This is a genomic window from Bacillus sp. FJAT-29937, assembly GCF_001509555.1.
GTDB lineage: Bacteria > Bacillota > Bacilli > Bacillales > Cytobacillaceae > Cytobacillus.
On the sequence record NZ_LMAS01000004.1, the window covers coordinates 305,417 to 324,327 of the forward strand.

Annotated in this window: 19 protein-coding genes; 6 read left to right on the forward strand and 13 right to left on the reverse strand. The window is 39.0% G+C overall.

The features are described from left to right. Nucleotides 1-197 precede the first annotated feature (197 nt). On the forward strand, nucleotides 198-1,451 hold the full coding sequence (locus AR328_RS11680) for an MFS transporter (RefSeq protein WP_066295177.1): 1,254 nt from the start codon (nucleotides 198-200) through the stop codon (nucleotides 1,449-1,451). A 53-nt stretch (nucleotides 1,452-1,504) separates the two neighbouring features. Here AR328_RS11680 and AR328_RS11685 read toward each other — a convergent pair whose 3' ends face one another. The 8 genes from AR328_RS11685 to AR328_RS11720 all read right to left on the reverse strand — a co-directional run bounded on the left by AR328_RS11685 (nucleotide 1,505) and on the right by AR328_RS11720 (nucleotide 10,137). Next, on the reverse strand, nucleotides 1,505-2,692 hold the full coding sequence (locus AR328_RS11685; RefSeq protein WP_066295178.1) for an MFS transporter: 1,188 nt from the start codon (nucleotides 2,690-2,692) through the stop codon (nucleotides 1,505-1,507). A 207-nt stretch (nucleotides 2,693-2,899) separates the two neighbouring features. Then, the gene (locus AR328_RS11690) at nucleotides 2,900-3,511 is read right to left on the reverse strand and encodes a DedA family protein (RefSeq protein ID WP_066295179.1); all 612 of its coding nucleotides are present in this window, start codon (nucleotides 3,509-3,511) and stop codon (nucleotides 2,900-2,902) included. A 174-nt stretch (nucleotides 3,512-3,685) separates the two neighbouring features. Beyond that, nucleotides 3,686-4,387, reverse strand: a complete 702-nt coding sequence (locus tag AR328_RS11695) for an ABC transporter ATP-binding protein (RefSeq protein WP_066295180.1) — start codon at nucleotides 4,385-4,387, stop codon at nucleotides 3,686-3,688. A gap of 11 nt (nucleotides 4,388-4,398) precedes the next feature. Further along, nucleotides 4,399-5,175, reverse strand: coding sequence for an ABC transporter ATP-binding protein (locus AR328_RS11700; protein WP_066295181.1), 777 nt, complete (start codon nucleotides 5,173-5,175; stop codon nucleotides 4,399-4,401). Between the two features lie 4 nt (nucleotides 5,176-5,179). Beyond that, nucleotides 5,180-6,445 carry a branched-chain amino acid ABC transporter permease gene (locus tag AR328_RS11705; protein WP_442854446.1) on the reverse strand — a complete coding sequence of 422 codons (1,266 nt, stop codon included), beginning with the start codon at nucleotides 6,443-6,445 and terminating at the stop codon, nucleotides 5,180-5,182. A 45-nt stretch (nucleotides 6,446-6,490) separates the two neighbouring features. Beyond that, a complete protein-coding gene (locus AR328_RS11710) occupies nucleotides 6,491-7,477 on the reverse strand; it encodes a branched-chain amino acid ABC transporter permease (protein ID WP_066295183.1) in 987 nt (328 codons plus the stop codon). Nucleotides 7,478-7,558: 81 nt separating this feature from the next. Further along, nucleotides 7,559-8,761 carry a branched-chain amino acid ABC transporter substrate-binding protein gene (locus tag AR328_RS11715; protein WP_066295184.1) on the reverse strand — a complete coding sequence of 401 codons (1,203 nt, stop codon included), beginning with the start codon at nucleotides 8,759-8,761 and terminating at the stop codon, nucleotides 7,559-7,561. A 233-nt stretch (nucleotides 8,762-8,994) separates the two neighbouring features. Continuing rightward, nucleotides 8,995-10,137, reverse strand: a complete 1,143-nt coding sequence (locus AR328_RS11720) for an MFS transporter (protein ID WP_156422681.1) — start codon at nucleotides 10,135-10,137, stop codon at nucleotides 8,995-8,997. 309 nt (nucleotides 10,138-10,446) lie between these two features. On the opposite strand from AR328_RS11720, the gene AR328_RS11725 reads away from it, so the two are divergent. The 5 genes from AR328_RS11725 (at nucleotide 10,447) to AR328_RS11745 (ending at nucleotide 15,813) form a co-directional block, all read left to right on the forward strand. Further along, nucleotides 10,447-12,294, forward strand: a complete 1,848-nt coding sequence (locus AR328_RS11725) for an LTA synthase family protein (RefSeq protein ID WP_066295186.1) — start codon at nucleotides 10,447-10,449, stop codon at nucleotides 12,292-12,294. Nucleotides 12,295-12,495: 201 nt separating this feature from the next. Then, complete coding sequence (locus tag AR328_RS11730; protein ID WP_066295187.1) at nucleotides 12,496-13,281, forward strand: transporter substrate-binding domain-containing protein; 786 nt, start codon at nucleotides 12,496-12,498, stop codon at nucleotides 13,279-13,281. 66 nt (nucleotides 13,282-13,347) lie between these two features. Then, entirely contained in the window at nucleotides 13,348-13,992 is a 645-nt protein-coding gene (locus AR328_RS11735; protein ID WP_066295188.1) for an amino acid ABC transporter permease, read from the forward strand. Then, nucleotides 13,989-14,717 (forward strand): amino acid ABC transporter ATP-binding protein, encoded by a 729-nt coding sequence (locus AR328_RS11740; protein ID WP_066295189.1) that lies wholly within the window; start codon nucleotides 13,989-13,991, stop codon nucleotides 14,715-14,717. The genes AR328_RS11735 and AR328_RS11740 overlap by 4 nt, the downstream gene beginning before the upstream one ends. Nucleotides 14,718-14,883: 166 nt before the next feature. Continuing rightward, the gene (locus AR328_RS11745) at nucleotides 14,884-15,813 is read left to right on the forward strand and encodes a cation diffusion facilitator family transporter (protein ID WP_066295190.1); all 930 of its coding nucleotides are present in this window, start codon (nucleotides 14,884-14,886) and stop codon (nucleotides 15,811-15,813) included. Here the strand turns inward: AR328_RS11745 and AR328_RS11750 are convergent. The 5 genes from AR328_RS11750 to AR328_RS11770 form a co-directional block, all read right to left on the reverse strand. Then, on the reverse strand, nucleotides 15,810-16,106 hold the full coding sequence (locus AR328_RS11750) for an ArsR/SmtB family transcription factor (RefSeq protein WP_191969124.1): 297 nt from the start codon (nucleotides 16,104-16,106) through the stop codon (nucleotides 15,810-15,812). The two genes, AR328_RS11745 and AR328_RS11750, sit on opposite strands and share 4 nt — an antisense overlap. Nucleotides 16,107-16,224: 118 nt before the next feature. Continuing rightward, nucleotides 16,225-16,908, reverse strand: a complete 684-nt coding sequence (locus AR328_RS11755) for a hypothetical protein (protein WP_066295192.1) — start codon at nucleotides 16,906-16,908, stop codon at nucleotides 16,225-16,227. Continuing rightward, nucleotides 16,905-17,648, reverse strand: a complete 744-nt coding sequence (locus AR328_RS11760; RefSeq protein WP_156422682.1) for a hypothetical protein — start codon at nucleotides 17,646-17,648, stop codon at nucleotides 16,905-16,907. The genes AR328_RS11755 and AR328_RS11760 overlap by 4 nt, the downstream gene beginning before the upstream one ends. After that, nucleotides 17,626-18,528 (reverse strand): ATP-binding cassette domain-containing protein, encoded by a 903-nt coding sequence (locus AR328_RS11765; protein ID WP_066295194.1) that lies wholly within the window; start codon nucleotides 18,526-18,528, stop codon nucleotides 17,626-17,628. Before AR328_RS11765 ends, AR328_RS11760 begins: the two co-directional genes overlap by 23 nt. Next, nucleotides 18,525-18,902 carry a GntR family transcriptional regulator gene (locus AR328_RS11770; RefSeq protein WP_066295254.1) on the reverse strand — a complete coding sequence of 126 codons (378 nt, stop codon included), beginning with the start codon at nucleotides 18,900-18,902 and terminating at the stop codon, nucleotides 18,525-18,527. The genes AR328_RS11765 and AR328_RS11770 overlap by 4 nt, the downstream gene beginning before the upstream one ends. Nucleotides 18,903-18,911 lie beyond the last annotated feature (9 nt).

The window sequence follows — 18,911 nt, forward strand, 5'->3', positions numbered from 1 at the left end:
GACTCTAGACATTGGTGTTTTTGTGGGGAATGGTACCTTATAGGATAGCTTCTTTTTTTGGAATTTAATCTTTTTGTAATGTTAACCTTCCCTTTTTTATTCGTCTGCAACACAAGATGGCTTATAGTGAGATTGAAGTTATTAATACCTTTCCTTACTGCAGGCATATAAAAATAATCTATTGGGAGGAAAACAAAATGGCAAAGGTTTTGAATCAACAAGAACCGGCTCCAAAAGGCGGAATTCCGTATTGGGTCAAAATTGTAACCGTGTTCTTTTTAGGCTGGGTTGCATTATACGCTACCCGTACAATACTTAATCCGATTATGGGCGATCTTCAAGTTGAATTTGGTTTAAGTAATTCACAGCTTGGTTTAATTATGAGTATCTTCTTCTTAGGCTATGCAGGACTTAATATCCCATCAGGAATTTTAGGAGATAAAATCGGTAAGAAAAAAGTGCTTGTACCAGGGGTTATTCTATTCGGTGTTTTTGCCGCTATAACTGGTATGATGCCAACATTCTTCCTATTTATGACATCTTGGTTAATGGTAGGTATTTTCCAAGGTTTCTTCTATGGTCCATCCTATGGACTATCATCTGAAGCAATACCTCCTAAGAACATAACAGTAGGTAGTGCGATTATCAATAGTGGGATGGCATTTGGTACTTCTCTTGGTTACTACATCTCTAGTTATACCGTCCATGAATATAATATGAGCTGGAAAACTCCATTCTTCATTATGGCTGTTATTGTCGTCCTAATTGGATTAGCTATGTGGTGGGTCATTAAAGATAAGCCAAAAACAAAAGAGCAAAAGGCAGTAGAAAATAATGGTGAAAAGCTTAAACTATCCGTTTTATTTAAAAATAAGAACTTAATTGCCGCTTACATTACAATTTTCAGTGCCATCTATGCATTCTTCGTAGTTATCTCTTGGATTCCTTACTACTTAGAGCATGAACGTGGAATTACTGGCGGAAGTGTTGCTTTTGTATCATCTCTTGTTCCTTGGGCAGCGATTCCAGGTTCCATTCTATTCAGCTGGATCGCAGATAAGATGGGTAAACGTAAGCCAGTACTTTTAGTCATGATGCCATTATCCATCATTGCCCTAGTATCCATTGTTTTCTTCGATAGTATGGCAGTGTTATATGCAGCTTTAATTGGCTATGGTATCTTCGGGAAAATTAGTACAAATCCAGTACTAGTTGCTGTTATCGCTGATAATGCACCAAAAAATGCTTATAGTACATCATTCGGTGTTTATAATTTTATCGGAATGTGCGGATCCATTTTAGCACCTTACATTACAGGATTCCTCACAGACGTAACAGGAAGCCTAAACACTGGATTCTATTTCGCAGGTGCCTTGCTTCTTGTTGGTACGATTGCTGTAATGTTCATTGACGAAAACAACCGACCAAACGTTGAAGGCGTCGCTAAATAATAAAGCAAAGCAAAAATCCCGAGTCTTTATTGATTCGGGATTTTTCATTTGTCCTATTTTCTATTTATTTCAGGCTTATAAAAAATCGTCTTACTGGATTTTATCGCATATATTCTATATAAAACAAAGGCTATAAGTGATAAAACTGCTCCAGATATGTATGGAAGTCCTGCTTGGATTGAGAATAGCCAGCCTCCTAAAGGCGGTCCAATAATTCTGCCAAGCGAATCAAAGGAAGACAGCAGCCCTGTTGAGCTTCCATGACCAGCCATCGATTTTTTCGTAATTAAAGCTGATACACTTGGACGAATAACACCATTGCCAACCCCAAAAACCGTTAAGAACAAAGCAGCAGTCGCAAAGCTATCAACGAGCAAAATACAGGCGAACCCAATGGCTGAAACGATAATTCCTCCCTGAATGACTGTGCCCTCTCCAAACTTCTTCGTCAGCCTCCCAATAAGGCCACCTTGCACAAAGGCACTAGCAAGCCCCATAATCATAAATATATAGCCTAATTGAACCGTTCCTAAGCCTGCTCTTTTTGCCGCAAAATAAGCAAAAGTTGCTTCCAAGCCAGAGAGCGATAAGGACATAAACAGCTGCAGCATAAATAAAATGGATACGGAGCCCTTGAACGCACTCCATATCGAAGTCTTTTTCTCCGTTTGATTACGTTTGGATTCCTCGGTTAATGACTCTTTTAATATGAACAAAACGAGAATAAGCGTTAATGCCGATGTAGTCCCTGCTATGTAGAAGGGCATCGTTAAGCTTATTTTTGAGAACATGCCGCCGATCGCCGGTCCAAAAATGAAACCTAGACCTGTAGCGGCGCCTATAATCCCCATGCCCTTCCCGCGATTCTCCTCTGACGTTATATCAGCAACATATGCCATAACGGTTGGCATATTAGCGGAAGATAACATTCCCCCGATAATTCTTGCAGCAAACAGCATCCAAAGCTGACTGGAAAATGCCGTTAAAAAAAACGATAGCGACAATCCGGCGATCCCGATTGCAATAACAGGCTTCCGCCCAATTCGATCTGATATTCTTCCCCACACCGGCGCAAAAAGCAGCTGCATTAAGGAGTACACAGCCATTAACCAGCCTAGCTGGGCCGGACTTGCCCCAATTTCTTCTGCATAAAAAGGAATGACAGGGATTATAATTCCGAAGCCCACCATGACTAGAAACATGACTAAGAATAAAATAGGCAATGCTTTTTTAGTTTCCAATGAAAATCTGTCCTCTCAGAAAAACTTTTAACTGTATATTTTATTGTAGTATTTTGTGGTATTATTTTCTATCCTAATACATTGTATCCTCTGTTTCAAATAACAATAAGAAAATACTCATTTGAAGCTTCCATCCAAATGAAAAAGAGCAACCGCCCTCCTAATCAAACTCCAGGCAGTTACTCCGCTTTTTGAAAATTAGTTTTTTCATTTTCTCTCTTTTCGTTTTTTCATATACCAAACAATAACCAACAACAATAATATAACGATCAGTATGTAAACGACTGTAGAAAACTTATCCATAATCTCTACAATAGACTCCCAATTCGACCCAACTGCAGCACCTAAATTAACCAAAATAGTATTCCAAATGAGAGTTCCCATTGTAGTGAAAAGTAAAAATAACCAAAAGTTCATATTGGACATTCCCGCTGGAATAGAAATTAAACTTCGAATAAGAGGAATTAATCGGCAAAACAAGACAGTCCAAATTCCGTACTTATCAAACCAAGCATCTGCACGGTAAATATCGTCTTTTGTCAAACGCAGCACTCGCCCATACCGATCAATCACACTTTCCAATTTCTCTACATCCATTAATAAACCAAGACAATACAATATAACAGCTCCTATGACAGAGCCCAATGTTGCTGAAATAATCACACCTGTGACACTTAGATTCATGCTATTTGTCATATATCCCCCAAACGTCAGAATCACTTCAGAAGGAATGGGAGGAAAAATATTTTCAATAGCAATTAGTAAAAAAACTCCCCAATACCCAAATTGCTCGATTAAATCTTGAATCCAGGATTCCATACGATCCTCCATTTAGCTAGCTTCGTTCTTTCATTTCATACTTAGTGATCGTATCATTTTTTCTCTAAAATAAAAACCAATAAGGGATTACACCACTCAATAGATTTCGGACAACAAAATAAACGCTCGGAAGAAGGCATCTGAGCGTCTGATTAATATGAGATTTAGACTATTTTATGCTAAATATGCTTCACGGACTTCCTCATTCTTAAGCAAGTCATTGCCGTTTCCTTGAAGTTTAATTTCTCCTGTTTGAATTACATACCCTCTATGTGCAATTTGCAGAGCTTGATAAGCATTTTGTTCAACAAGTAAGATGGTTATGCCTTCTTCATTTAGATCTTTGATGATTTCAAATATTTGTTCCACAATGATCGGCGCCAGTCCCATTGAAGGCTCGTCTAACATTAATAAATCAGGCTCCATCATAAGGGCTCGTCCGATGGCAAGCATTTGCTGTTCCCCACCGCTCATCGTACCGCCCTTTTGCTCGAAGCGATCTTTCAGCTTCGGAAAATACTGAAAAACCCTTTCCATTCTTTGATCAATTACACTTTTGTTTTTTACAGAAAAGGCTCCCATTAATAAGTTTTCCTTGACCGACAGCTTTGGAAAAATCCTTCGGCCCTCTGGCACATGTGCAATCCCTAGAAGCGTCGTTTCATGTGCAGGCTTATTCGATATTTCTGATCCTTTATAGACAATACTTCCATTCGTTACTTTCGCTAGGCCACTAATGGATTTTAAGGTGGTTGATTTTCCTGCTCCATTACTGCCGATAAGGGTAACGATTTCACCTTTATCCACGGCAACATCTATCCCTTTTAAGGCCTGTATCCCGCCGTAATGGGTTTCAACATTATTTATTTGAAGCATACTTTATCCCCCTATCCAACTTGAACAGCCCCAGACCCTAAGTATGCTTCGATCACCTTAGGATTGTTTCGAATGTCTTCAGGCTTTCCTTCTGCAATTTTTTCGCCATGATCCAGTACAACGATATGTTCAGAAATCTTCATAACCAGCTTCATATCATGCTCAATTAAAATAATGGTCAAATTAAATTCTTCTCTCATTCTTTTGATAAGCTGAGTCAGTTCGTTTGTTTCTTTCGGATTCATCCCTGCAGCAGGCTCATCTAATAACAAGACCTTTGGTTCCGCAGCAAGAGCCCTTGCGATTTCAAGCCTTCTTTGAGCACCATAGCTTAAATTGCTTGCTTTCTCATTTAAAAGGGGAGCAAGTCCTACATATTCCAATAATTGATACGCTTTTATTTCCGATGCTCTTTCTTCTTTGCGAATGGCTGGAAGATTGAATAAAATCCCCATAAGACCTGCTTTTAAATGGGTATGCATGCCTACAAGAACATTTTCAAGAACTGACATTTCATTAAACAGACGGATATTTTGAAAGGTTCGTGATATCCCTTTTTTTGATACCTCATCTGGCTTTAAACCGTTTATTTTTTCATTTTCAAGCAAAATACTGCCAGATGTTGGCTGATACACACCTGTGATCATATTAAAAAAGGTTGTTTTTCCTGCCCCGTTCGGCCCAATCACTGCTGTAATGGAGCTTTTTTCCACTTGCATCGAAACATCTTGATTAGCTGTAAGGCCGCCAAATTTCTTTGTTAAATTCTGGACCTCTAAAATAGACATGCATTTACACCTCCTTAACATTGAGCTTTTCATTTTGTGATTGCTCATGTACATTCCCTAAAGTTGCTTGACTGCTTCCTTCTTGTAAAACCTTCTCATCATAAACATGATTTTTGGCTGGTAAAAGTCCCTTAGGCCTATATAAAGCAAACAAGATTAATAGCAAGCCAAAGATTAATCTTTGCATTTTAGCTGGAGAAAGGGCATCTGGAATCGAAATAGCCCCTGACAAACTTAGCTGATTCAGCCAATTTGTGATTTCAGTTAATACTTGAAGGTTCAGAATCGTCATCACAGCCGCACCTAGAATAACTCCCGGTACACTGCCCATCCCGCCTAAAAGCACCATAACTAAAATCGTAATGGACTCGAGAAGGGTAAAGCTCGTAGGATCGACAAAGGCTTGTTTTGCAGCAAAGACGACACCCATCATTCCTGAGAAGGATGCACCGATGGCAAAAGCCATTAGTTTTGTCCGCACTAATGGAACACCCATTGCTTGCGCAGCAATTTCATTTTCTCTGACCGCTTTCCATGAGCGGCCAATTTTTGAATGCTCGAAACGACGGACAGTAAATATTGTAAATAACAGGAGGACGAGTACAATGTAATAAAATTGACTTGGGAAAAGGAAATCTATTCCAAACAATCGTGGCGGAGTAACAGAAGGAATACCCATTGCACCGTTTGTAATATTCAGCGGGCGGTCAAGGTTATTAAATATAATTCTAATAATCTCGCCAAACCCTAAAGTAACGATTGCTAAATAATCCCCTTTTACCCGAAGGACCGGTATTCCGAGTAAAATTCCAAACAAAGCTGCAACTAAACAACCCAAAATAATAAAAATCCAAAAGCTTTCTCCTGAAAGAGGAAACGATCCAAACGGCATAAAATTCGAGGCCTGTGCTGTAGCAAAAATCCCATATGTGTATGCTCCAACAGCAAAGAAGGCGACAAATCCTAAGTCAAGCAGACCTGCCATTCCAACGACTATATTTAGTCCAAGAGCCATCGCAATATAGATTCCGACGAGTGTAGCAACTTCCATATAGGATTGATACGCATCTCCTTGACTTGCTGTAAATGGCAGTAAAAAAACAAGAACAACTCCAGCAATCAGCCATTTCGTCAGATTTTTGAAATTTGTAAAATATAGCAGTAACAAGGAGGATAATAAGAGCAGGAATGCAGTAACTGACCTTTGTGCCATAAATAAACTCAATGATGAAACTCCGATGTAAATTAAAAGGAAGATTCCATTTGCCATTTTGTTTCGTTTATATTTATTCCATAGAGTTTTCATTCTTCTCACCTACACTTTCTCTGCGACCGGTTTGCCAAGCAGACCCTCCGGTTTAAAAAGCAACACGATGATTAAGATGGCAAAAGCAAAAACATCCTTGTATTCGGCGCCGAATAACCCGCCCGTTAATAATGTTAAATTAGCAGATGCAAACATTTCCATTACTCCGAGCAACAAGCCCCCAAGCATAGCCCCGCGAATATTTCCGATGCCGCCTAACACGGCTGCTGTAAATGCCTTTAATCCTAGAATAAATCCAATATAAGGATCGATTGTTCCGTATTGTACGGCAAATAGGACTCCTGTTGCTCCACCTAGGGCAGATCCAACAAAAAAAGTGATTGAAATAACCTTATTCACATTGACTGACATTAAGGAAGCTGTTTCGCGATCTTGAGCTACAGCCCTCATAGCCATTCCCCATTTTGTTCGATTAACAAAGAAGTCTAGACCAATCATCATAATAACCGCCGTTACAAGCACAATAACAAATGATGTTTTAATAGATGCATCGTTGAAAATGGAGCTAATGGAGGAAGCTTTAATTGAAATTGAATTAGTAAAAAGACTTGGACCTGTTACGATAAAGTTTCCTTTTTTTAATTCAGCAATAAATCTCACAATATCCTGCAATAAAAATGAAATCCCAATTGCAGTGATTAGGGGGATTAATCTTGGTGCTTTTCGTAACGGCCGGTACGCTACCCGTTCAATCCCCATTCCTATAAAGCCAGTTAGGATCGCTGTTAATAAAAGTACCGTAATCAGCATAACAATGGCAGGCACCGCCGAAACCCACCCGATTCCCGTCAAAACGATGAGAATCGCTGTACCGATAAAAGCACCTGTCATAAAGATCTCACCGTGTGCAAAGTTGATTAATTCTAATATCCCATAAACCATCGTGTACCCTAGAGCAATTACTGCATACACAGCTCCTAAGGTTAGACCGTCAATCAAGACTTGAGGGATTGTTTGCAATAATTCATTCAGCATACGTTACCTCCTCTTTCAATAGTAGAAAAAGAAGGGTATTTCCCCAATAAAATGGGTCATACCCCTTTCGGCCAAAGAAGCCTATTTATTAATTTCACCTACAGCTTCTGGCGGATAGCTAACTTCCGTGAACTGATAAATGAATACTTTTGCAAAATCATTGTCTCCTATATCGTCAAAGCTAACTTTTGTCAGAACACCTTGGTAGTCCTTCGTGGCGCGAACGGCATCTCTTACTTGTTCACGTGATGGCATTTTATTGTCATTTGCTTTAATCGAATCTTCAATCGCTTTTAAAACTAGCCCCATCGTGTCATAACCGTATACGGAGTAGGATTCCGTATTTTTGTTAAATGTGCTCTTGTATTTTTCTACAAATTTCTTACCTTCTTCTGTTTTAGTAGAATCCCCTGCTAAAGCAGTAATGTACGTATTTTTAACGGCATCTCCAGCAATTTCAACAAGAGTAGAAGAGTCCAGTCCATCTCCCCCTAAAAACGGAACATCGATGCCTTTTTCGCGTGATTGTTTAATTAACAGACCTGCTTCTGAATAGATTCCTCCGAAGAATACTAAATCTGGCTTCTTGGAAAGAATTTGGTTAACAACACCATTGAAGTCTTTTTCTCCGACCGTAATCCCTTCAAATCCAAGAATTTCAGCACCCTTTTCTTCCGCAGCTTTAATAAAAGCCTCTGCTAGACCAGTACCATATGCTGTTTTATCTTGAACGACAAAGATTTTCTTTGCATTTAATGTGTTCACGGCGAATTCAGCACCTGCAGGACCTTGAAAGTCATCACGGGCAACAATACGGTTGACAGTTTTTAATTTTCTATCCGTAACATCTGTTGCTGAGTTAGCAGGAGAAACCATTGGAATCGCATATTTTTCATATACTTCTGATGAAGGAATCGCCACACCTGAATTAAAGTGACCGACAACAGCAAGGATTGATTTATCCGACCCTATTAATTGTGCATTGGCCACGCCTTTTTTTGGATCCGCTTGGTCATCATAAGGAACAAGCTGCAGTTCAAAGCCCAAATCTTTAAATTTGGCCTTTTCTTCGTCTAATTTAAGCTGTGCACCTAGCTTAATGGCTTCACCTATCGTTGCACTTCCACCTGAGAGCGGAGTCTGTGTAGCAATTTTTATAACGGTCGAATCTTTTTGCTCACCTGAACCTGAGCTTCCTGGTTCTGATTTTGGACCACAGCCGGCTAGAATCCCTGCTATTAATCCTCCTGTCAAAAATAGTGCTAAAGACTTTTTAAGCTTCATATTGACCCTCCTACTTTCTTTTTTTATACAAGCCTTCTCCCTATGTATATTTCCTAGAAGTAAAAGTAGGACTGTTTAGTATATTATTTTTTGTAAATTCATCCCCCTAGACATGCCATAATACCTACTTGCTTTTATATCATTTACTTTTATACCTTTTTGGAAAAAATAGAAAAAAAGCCCAGGTAGCGGACAAATACCGTCTCCTGAGCTTTTTTCTTAAATTGTTTAATTTATGTTAATTCAATTTGGCGTGTTTCCCTGCCAAGGAAAACAAGGGTAATAACACCTATAATAATGCTCACGCAAAATATGCCGAAGATGATGCCAATTGAGTAGCCTGCCGCAACTAGTGAGCCTACTAGCAGCGGTCCGAGTATTCCTCCCACCCGTCCGATAGATGCGGCCATTCCGGAGCCAGTGCCGCGAATGACAGACGGATATTGTTCCGGAGTATAGGCATACAGTGCACCCCATGCTCCTAGGTTGAAGAATGACAATAAAATTCCTGCTGTGATCAGCACGGCTGTCGTTTCCGCGTTTCCGAAAACAAGAGCTGAACCGGCTGTGCCAAGTAAATAGGTAGCCAGCACAAATTTCCTTCCTACACGCTCAATCAGCCATGCAGCGGTAAAGTAACCAGGCAGTTGAGCGAGTGTCATGATCAAAACATATTCAAAGCTTTGAATCATGCTAAAACCTTTCATGACCATAACACTAGGAAGCCATAGGAACATGCCATAGTATGAAAAAACGACTGTAAACCAGACAGTCCATAACACCAAGGTGGAGCGGGCATACTTTTTCGACCAGACTTCGCGGATGTTTTGTCTAACCGTCCGTTTTTCCACTTTTTTTGGTGAAAATGCTGGAGAATCCGGCAGATTCAAACGCAAGTAAATGGCATAAAAGGCAGGAAGTGCACCTAGAATAAGTGCGATTTTCCAACCATATGATGGAATAACAAAATATGAAATAAGTGCAGCAAGCAACCAGCCAAACGCCCAAAAGCTTTCAAGCAGCACGACAACCTTCCCACGTTCTTTAGCTGGTACACTTTCCGAAACGAGTGTTGAGGCAACAGGCAATTCCCCTCCAAGACCCATTCCAACGAAAAAGCGTAAAATTAGAAATGCTGCGAGTGTTGTTGTGAATGCTGAAAATCCGCTTGCAAGTGAAAACATGAGCAAAGTAATAATAAAAATATTCTTTCTGCCGATACGATCTGCCCACAAGCCAAAGACGAGCGCACCTACAGCCATCCCTATTGAATTAACACTTCCAATCCATCCCATTTGAGCTGGTGTCAAGCCCCAATCATTTTTAAGTGCTACAATAATAAATGAAAGCATGCCGACATCCATTGCGTCGAACATCCATCCTAGCCCCGCAATGCCTAGCAGCTTTCTCTGCGAAATAGTTTTCTCTGCTATGTTGTTCTCCTCCTGTCTTGACAGTTGTCATCACCAGATTACTATAGTAGGATTCTGCAAAAAAAACAAGTGCTTCTTCAATAAAAATTATTTACCTATATCTTTTCTCTATTTTCTTTTAAATACACCTAAAGCAAACGAATCCTTGACCCATACATAAAAATTATTTCATCTCATATATATGGTTTGCGCGAATTGAGGTTTATTTGATAAAGTTTAGAATGATTATTATGTCAAGAGGTGCCTTTGCCTATGAATAAGTTCTGGCCAAAAGAAGTAAAAAGTGTCATATTCAAGCCATTTACCTTGATCATGCTTATTCTTTTGATAAAAATTACTGCTTTCCAAATTGTTATTTTTGATAACAAATCTTTTCCCCACATTCTGTTAATAGAGTTTCCGATGTGGGCACTTGGCTTGACCATTTTCATTCTTATAAGTAAAAAACGAAAATGGCTAACAATCTGGCTTTATAATTTTGGATTGTCCGTCCTTTTTATCGTTGTTGTTTTCTACACTAGATATTTTTCAACAGTCCCTTCCTATTATGATGTAAAGCAAATCTATCAATCAAACTCTGTCAAAGGGACAGTTGCTTTGCTTGGGACTCCTTATGATTTCTTATTTTTCTTAGATGTAGCATTGATTCTTCCGCTACTTTGGTATTTTACAAAATCAGATAGACAAAATTTCTTACATGCCAAAAGATGGACGATCGGATTAACCTATTTAGGATTCGCTACTACCGTTCTTGCCTTTTTCTATCCTTTAGTGGATGTATCCTATTTCGCCAAGAAGCATGGATATATTCAATCTCAATTTGTGCAAATGTATGAACGCGGATTTGGCACAGCCTTTGCTCAAAATGAACATTTATCAGATGAGGAGTTAGCGAAGTTAAAAGGCAATGTGTATGTCCCTTTTGCTGAGCAGCGGACCTATGGCATCGCAAAGGATCGTCATGTATTTGTGATTCAAGTAGAATCCTTGCAGGAATTCACTATTAATCAAACGATAGAGGGACAGGAAATAACGCCGCATTTGAATGACCTTCTAAAGGATAGTGCTTATTTCAATAATGTCTATCAGCAAATTGGCGCTGGCAACACATCAGATGCGGAGTGGCTCATGCATACATCCCTTTATCCAGAGGGCATGGATCCAACTGTAAATGTCATTGATGGCAGTAAGATTCCTTCACTGGTCCGCACATTGAAAAAACATGGTTATGGTACGGCTACCTATCATGCGGATGATATCACTTATTGGAGCCGCGATAAATTATATCCTGCACTTGGTTTTGATTATGTATTTACAAGCAGCGAAATCCCGAACAAAAAACTAATTGGCTTCGGCCCAGCCGATGAAATATTATTTAACTATGTCGTTTCCCAATTATCAGACCAGCTTGAAACACATGAGAAAATGTATTCGAATATCATTACCCTAACAAGTCATACCCCTTTCGAAATGCCAGCCGAAATGGAATATCTGGATTTGCCTGAAGAGTTTAACGGGACATATGTCGGAAATTATTTACAATCGGTACGCTATACGGATGAACAAATCGGCTGGTTTGTTCAAAAACTGAAGGATCTTGGGATTTATAACGATTCGATTTTGTTAATATACGGGGATCATTCTGGATTACACGGAGCACCCGTAACAGAAACGGATCAGGAGCTGTTAAAGAAAACGCTCGGTCATCGCTATAATCTCCATGATCGCTTTACAGTACCTGTTCTTTTCACCGTGCCGGATATTTTTATGGGGGAAACTTACTCTAGACTTGGCGGTCAAATAGACCTCATGCCAACCCTTCTTAATCTTCTTGGAGTTGAGCATGATAAGCAAATGATCGGCCATAATCTTTTTCAATACGAAAATAACCTTCTCGGGATGCGTTACTATATGCCCGGCGGATCGTTTATCAGCGATAATATTCTGTACACTGCACCAAGTGCAAAGCAACCCGCTTCGTTATATAATCGAAAAACGATGAAGAAATCCAAGAACACTAAGGGATTGCAAAAAAAGAGCAATAACACATTGCACATTCTGCAATATTCGGACTATATAAGAAAAGAGCCAATAGAATAAACTAATACATCCAGGGTCAAATCAATTACGATTTGGTCCTGATTTTTTTTACTGCCAGCAAAATTAAACTATTTTGGAATAAGAATTTTATTAGTTCAAATACTAATTTTTGTCGAATTAAGTTGCGTTTTTAGCGTTTTATGATATATTTGTAAATATTCATAAAACAAAAATTATCAGAATATGGGGAGTGATTGGAAAATGAAAAAATTTAGTTTATTGAGTTTATTTCTTATTCTCAGCCTTCTGCTAGCTGCTTGCGGAACAAGTAAAAATGAAGGAAAGTCAGGCGAAGGTTCATCTGCTGAAGATTCTAAAGTATATAAAGTTGGAGTAGATACAACTTATCCTCCGTTTGAGTTTGAAGAGAATGGAGAATATAAAGGAATTGATATCGAATTAATCAATGCAATTGCTGAAAGCCAAGGATTTAAAATTGAGTTAAACCCAATGGATTTCGGTGGAATCATTCCAGCTATGCAAGCGAACCAGCTTGATATTGCGATTGCAGGAATGAGTATTACAGAAGAGAGAAAGAAAATTGTTGATTTCGCTGAGCCGTATTTTGATGCGGGTATTACATTAGTAGTGAAAAAGGACAATAGCGATATTACAACTATTGATGACCTAAAAGGCAAAACGGTAGCTGTGAAAAACGGAACTTCAGGTGCACTTTTTGCACAACAAAATGCTGATAGCAAAGGCTTTAAAGTCGTTCAATTTAAAGATAGCCCATCAATGTTCCAAGAAGTAGCAAACGGAAATGCTGATGCTCTTATTGAAGATTATCCAGTTATCGCTTATGCAATCGCACAAAAAGACCTTGGATTAAAAATTACTGGTGAACGCTTAAATGATGACAAATACGGTATTGCCGTATTAAAAGGCAAAAATCAAGACGTGCTGGAAAAGATCAATAAAGGTCTTGCTGAACTAAAGGAAAATGGAAAATATGATGAAATTCTAAAAACTTACCTTGGTGAGTAATATTCTGAGAAACAACATTAAAGCGCGCCCACAAGCGCGCTTTCTTTGAAAGGAGATGACTTCAAGATGGAGACAATTTTATCTGTCCTTCCTTATTTATTAAAGGGGCTGCAAGTAACCGCCTATATTTTTATCATTGCCATCATTCTAGGCTTTTTAATTGGTCTCGTTATAGCTTTATTTAGACTTTCCCCGTTTAAGATTCTTAAAATAATTGCAAAGGTTTTTGTCGATGCGATCCGTGGAACACCGTTTATTGTTCAGTTATTCTTCATTTACTTTGGATTAAATACATTTGGATTTATTTCACTGAACAATACAACAGCAGGTATTATTACGGTTGCTATTAATGCTGGTGCTTATTTTTCAGAAATCATCCGTGCAGGTATACAATCTATTGATAAGGGTCAGACCGAAGCGGCAAGGTCTATTGGTTTAACAGGCTCTCAGGCTATGCGTTATATTGTACTTCCTCAGGCTTTTAGAAGAATGCTGCCCACCATTACGAATCAATCAATTATTAGCTTAAAGGATACCTCCCTACTTTCCATCATTGGAATTGCAGATTTAACACAGCAAGGCAATATTCAATCCGCCGCTACTTTTGAGGCATTTAATATTTGGCTTGCCGTTGGCGTCATTTATTTTATTGTTATTTATTTAATTTCCTTGCTTGCTAGCTTCCTGGAAAGGAGATTTGAATTACGATGAGTATTATTCAAGTAAAAAACCTAAAAAAGTCATTTGGCCAATTAGAAGTACTAAAAGATATAAACGCTGAAATTAAGGAAAAAGAAGTAGTTTGTGTAATTGGACCTTCCGGCTCTGGAAAAAGCACCTTTTTACGGTGTATGAATCGTCTTGAAGATATTACTGGCGGTCAGGTCATCATTAACGGACATGACATTACAGATACAAAAATAAATATAAACAAAGTCAGACAAGATGTTGGAATGGTTTTCCAGCAATTTAATCTTTTCCCTCACAAAACGGTCATGGAGAACATTACACTTGGCCCCATAAAAATTCACGGAACAGCGAAAGAGGCTGCTCAGAAATTAGCACTCGATCTTCTAGATAAGGTTGGGCTTAAAGATAAGGCCAATAGCTTCCCAGGGGAATTATCTGGCGGTCAGAAGCAGCGTGTTGCCATAGCTAGAGCTCTAGCTATGAATCCAAAAATCATGCTGTTTGATGAGCCGACATCCGCACTTGACCCTGAAATGGTCGGTGATGTGCTGGAGGTAATGAAGCAGTTGGCTAAAGAGGGAATGACTATGGTCGTTGTCACGCATGAAATGGGATTTGCCCGTGAAGTTGGTGACCGAGTGATCTTCATGGACGGCGGTTATATTGTGGAAGAAAATGAACCAAATGAGTTGTTCGGAAACCCTCAGCATGAACGTACAAAGGCATTTTTAAGTAAGGTATTGTAATAACTAATTTTTATTTAACCTCCAAAAATATCAAGCTGCCTCCCTTTTATTTCTTATAGGAGGCAGCTTATTTTCTTTTTTCCAACAAACAGTTGAAACATTTTGCGGCTTTTGTCATACTATATATATGATTATGTATTCATATATGAAAATAGGAGGTTTTACTATGGGTCACCACCATGGCCATGGTCATGCTCATGGACATAACCACTCACATGGAAACATTGAAAATAAGAAAGCGTTGTTTATTGCCTTTCTCTTAATAGCTTCCTTCATGGTTATTGAAGTAATTGGCGGGATTATGACAAATAGTTTAGCGCTTCTTTCCGATGCAGGTCATATGCTTAGTGATGCAGTAGCATTGGGCTTGAGTCTATTTGCTATTAAACTTGGAGAGAAAAAAGCTTCAGAATCAAAAACTTTTGGCTATAAGAGGTTTGAAATTATCGCTGCAGCTTTAAATGGAATCACACTAATTCTTATTTCGCTTTATATATTTTACGAAGCCTACCATCGTTTTTTCAATCCTCCGGAGGTTCAAAGCGTTGGAATGCTGATTGTTTCTTCCATTGGATTAGTAGTCAATATTCTTGCAGCCTGGATATTAATGAGGGGGGATAAAGAGGAAAATTTAAATGTCCGAAGTGCTTTTCTTCATGTAATCGGCGACATGCTTGGATCTGTAGGAGCGATCATTGCCGCACTGCTCATGATGTTTTTTGGATGGGGAATCGCTGACCCGATTGCAAGTAGTATTGTGGCCGGTCTCATCATTGTAAGCGGCTGGAGAGTAACGAAGGAATCCTTGCACATTTTGATGGAAGGCTCCCCCGCCCATATTGAGATTGAGAAGGTTAAAGCAGCTCTTCATAAAATTCCATTCGTTAATGAGGTCCATGATATTCATATTTGGTCCATTACATCTGGTATGCCTTTATTAAGCTGCCATATTGTCATTGAAGATACCGGAGTTCACGATGTCGTTCTACATCATGCCCAGTCCATCCTCCATGATGATTTCGGCATTGACCATAGCACCATTCAAGTTGAAAAAGGTGAATTCGGCTGTCCGAATCATCATGGAAGCTGTAATTAATGATGGTTCGCATGTTCAATTGTTTGTTTTAATATATCCATCACATGATCATCATCACAAGAATAAAAAAGGGACGTACCTTCTCGTCTAAATTTGACTAAGCGTAAATTTTTCAAGAAACGAAGCTGGTGTGATACGGTTGATTGGAGCAATGATAGGCTTTCAGCAATCTCATTTACCGAATGCTCCCCTTCGAATAATAAATGCAGGATCCGGATCCGAGTCGGATCTGATAAGGCTTTAAAGGTTTGAGAAACAATAAAAAGAGTCTCCTCATCAAGTTCCTTTGACATATAAGGCTGCTTATCCTGTTCCAAAATGATCATCCTCCTTGGGGCTTTCCTATAAGGTGCCTGGCTCCACGATAAACATCCTCAAGATTCGTGGTGCCTGGCACCTTTGCTAGGCCCCTTACTCATTTACATATTGAATGTTTGCCACTTGGCTTTGCAATTGAAGTGATTTAGGAATAATTAAATATACAGCTAATGCTCCATCTCCAATGACATCATTTATTGGATGTTGGCCTGTAAATTGATTAATTGTAAATTCCTTTCTGGCCACTGAGATATTTATCATTTGATGGCTAGGATAGTTTATTTTTAGTGTATCATCGTTTAACCTGAAATTAACAGGAGTTATTTTATTTGTAAAATCAAATCCACCCACAATCAAACCATCCGTATAAACTCGAGCTTCGATGACACCATCATCATCGTCTTTTCGCTCCACAAAAATACGGTAATCATAACCCGTTATTTCGATATTAATTGTGTTGTTAGCATAATCATAATTCTTTGCATTAATTAATTGCCTGCCCTCTAGTTGATCAACTTTCCCTTCAAATAAAGAATTGTAGAAATGGTCCCTTACCAAGTCTTCATTCCAATTTTCCTTTGTCTCCCGACTAGCTTCACGGTCTTGCGGCCATAACGTCAGATAAAAGGCAGAGAGCAGGAGCACGCCAACATAAATTATTAGCAACCAATGGGTAACCTTTACTGTTATGATTTTTCTTTTTGCATTTAAACTAGTTACAATCATAACCAAGATAATAAATGCAGCAATCAGCAACAAGGGTAACATAATATTCATCGTCTAACCTCCATCCGATTTAGGATGCCAATGGATCCAATGAAAAATAAGGCAGACGTCACAACCATTTTTATAATGAACAATCCGATGGATGATTCCATTAGGTAGAATTGGAAAACATTCACTAAAAATGGCTCCCTATTCATGACCCCATCAAGGAACATCAGCCCGATAATCAGGACAGGAATGAAAACAACAAACAGCTTGCTTATTTGTACGAGCGACCCAATAAAGTAGCCAATTGCGCTGATGCCGAACAAGTATAAAACCGTTGCTGCAACACCAAGAAGAAATTCTGCAGTTGTTATTGGAAGGTTATAAAACTGTTCACCAAAGAACATATTTTTGACAACTAAAGGTAAGCTTCTAGCTAACATCGCCGTAATCCCACCGAGGATGCTTGCTGAAAACAGAAAAATGATATTGGCTAAGCTGCTGCTGAGACGATTAGTCACAAATGTAAAATCAAAGTGACGATGGGGCTTCGTTGTAATCGTAATACCGGTAACTAAGGCCCAGATCATTGTGAAAGCAATGATAACATCTGCTGATAAATAACTGACGTTTAAAACCATGTAGTTTCCCGAGGAATGAAATGAATTAGCCCCACCCATTGAAAACAGCATAGCTAGCAGCTGAATTCCTACAAGTGCACTTAATGAGTCGATATTCGCCTTAAGCTTGAATAAATATTGCCTTTTCACAATATCGGTTAAGTTAGCGGCCCTTAAAGACATCATCAATTCCCCCCTTCGTTTCGTTCGTTAAATAGACACATAAATCACTAGGAGAAACTGCAGTCATCTCCACACCTGCAAATTTTGCTTTCTGCAAATCGGCTTCCGAGAAATCATTTCTCACAACTACGTAAAGTGTGTTTCCTCCAATCAGCTTTTCATAAACAATCTCACGGTCCTTAATCAACTCTTGAATACCGGTTGTTTCCCCTTTTAAACCGATGCCCCATTCCTTAAGTTCTTCCATCGGCATATGCAAATGATTTCTTCCATCCTTAATCAAAAGAACATCCTCCAACAAATCCTCAATCTCATCCAAATGATGGCTAGAAATGATAATCGTCCTTGGATGGGCAATATAGTCCTTAAGCAAGGCTCGATAGAAATCCTTCCTGACTGCTGCATCCATTCCTGTTGTAGGTTCGTCAAAAATCGTTAGTGATGGACGAGCAGCTAAACCAACGATGGCATTAAACGTACTAGTCTTCCCTTTTGAAAGGCGATTGTGGTAATGCTTTAGGTCAAAGGAAAAATAATTAATCAGGCGTTTGGCCAACTCCATATCCCAATTTGGATAAAATCTGTTTGCCTCCCCTAATAATTCATAGAGCTGAAGGGCTGGAGGAAAGCTCATCTGGTCATCTACAAATATAGAATTCAATGAGACATTTATACTGTCAAAAGGGCGTTCCGAAAAAACCTCAATGTCTCCCGATGTTTCTTTAACGAAACCAGCAATGATTTTAAGTAAAGTCGTTTTGCCGACTCCATTTCGGCCAATTAGCCCAGTGATTGTATTTTCTTCGATTGTAAAAGAGAGATTATTTAAAACCTTTCTCCGAAAATAGGTCTTCGTCAAATCCTTGCACTCTATTACCTTCATTGCCCACCCTCCCCAGATTGTGCATCCTTAATCATTTCAATTAATTCTGCTTCACTAATATGCAGGCGATTTGCCTCTAACACAATTTCATGCACTAACCGTTTCAATGTTTGATTTTTTCGTTTATTCATGATCTTCTCTTTGGCATTCAACGTGACAAACATGCCTAGCCCCCTTTTTTTGTAGAGGATGGCTTCATCAACTAAAAGATTAAGCCCCTTTGCAGCAGTGGCCGGATTGATCGTATACATTTCCGCTAATTGGTATTGGGAATAGACTTTATCATCACTTTTAAAATGTCCATTCATAATCTCTGTTTCTATCCATTCCGCAATTTGTATATAAATAGGCTTTGTTCCGTCAGTATTAAGAATCGTCGCCAG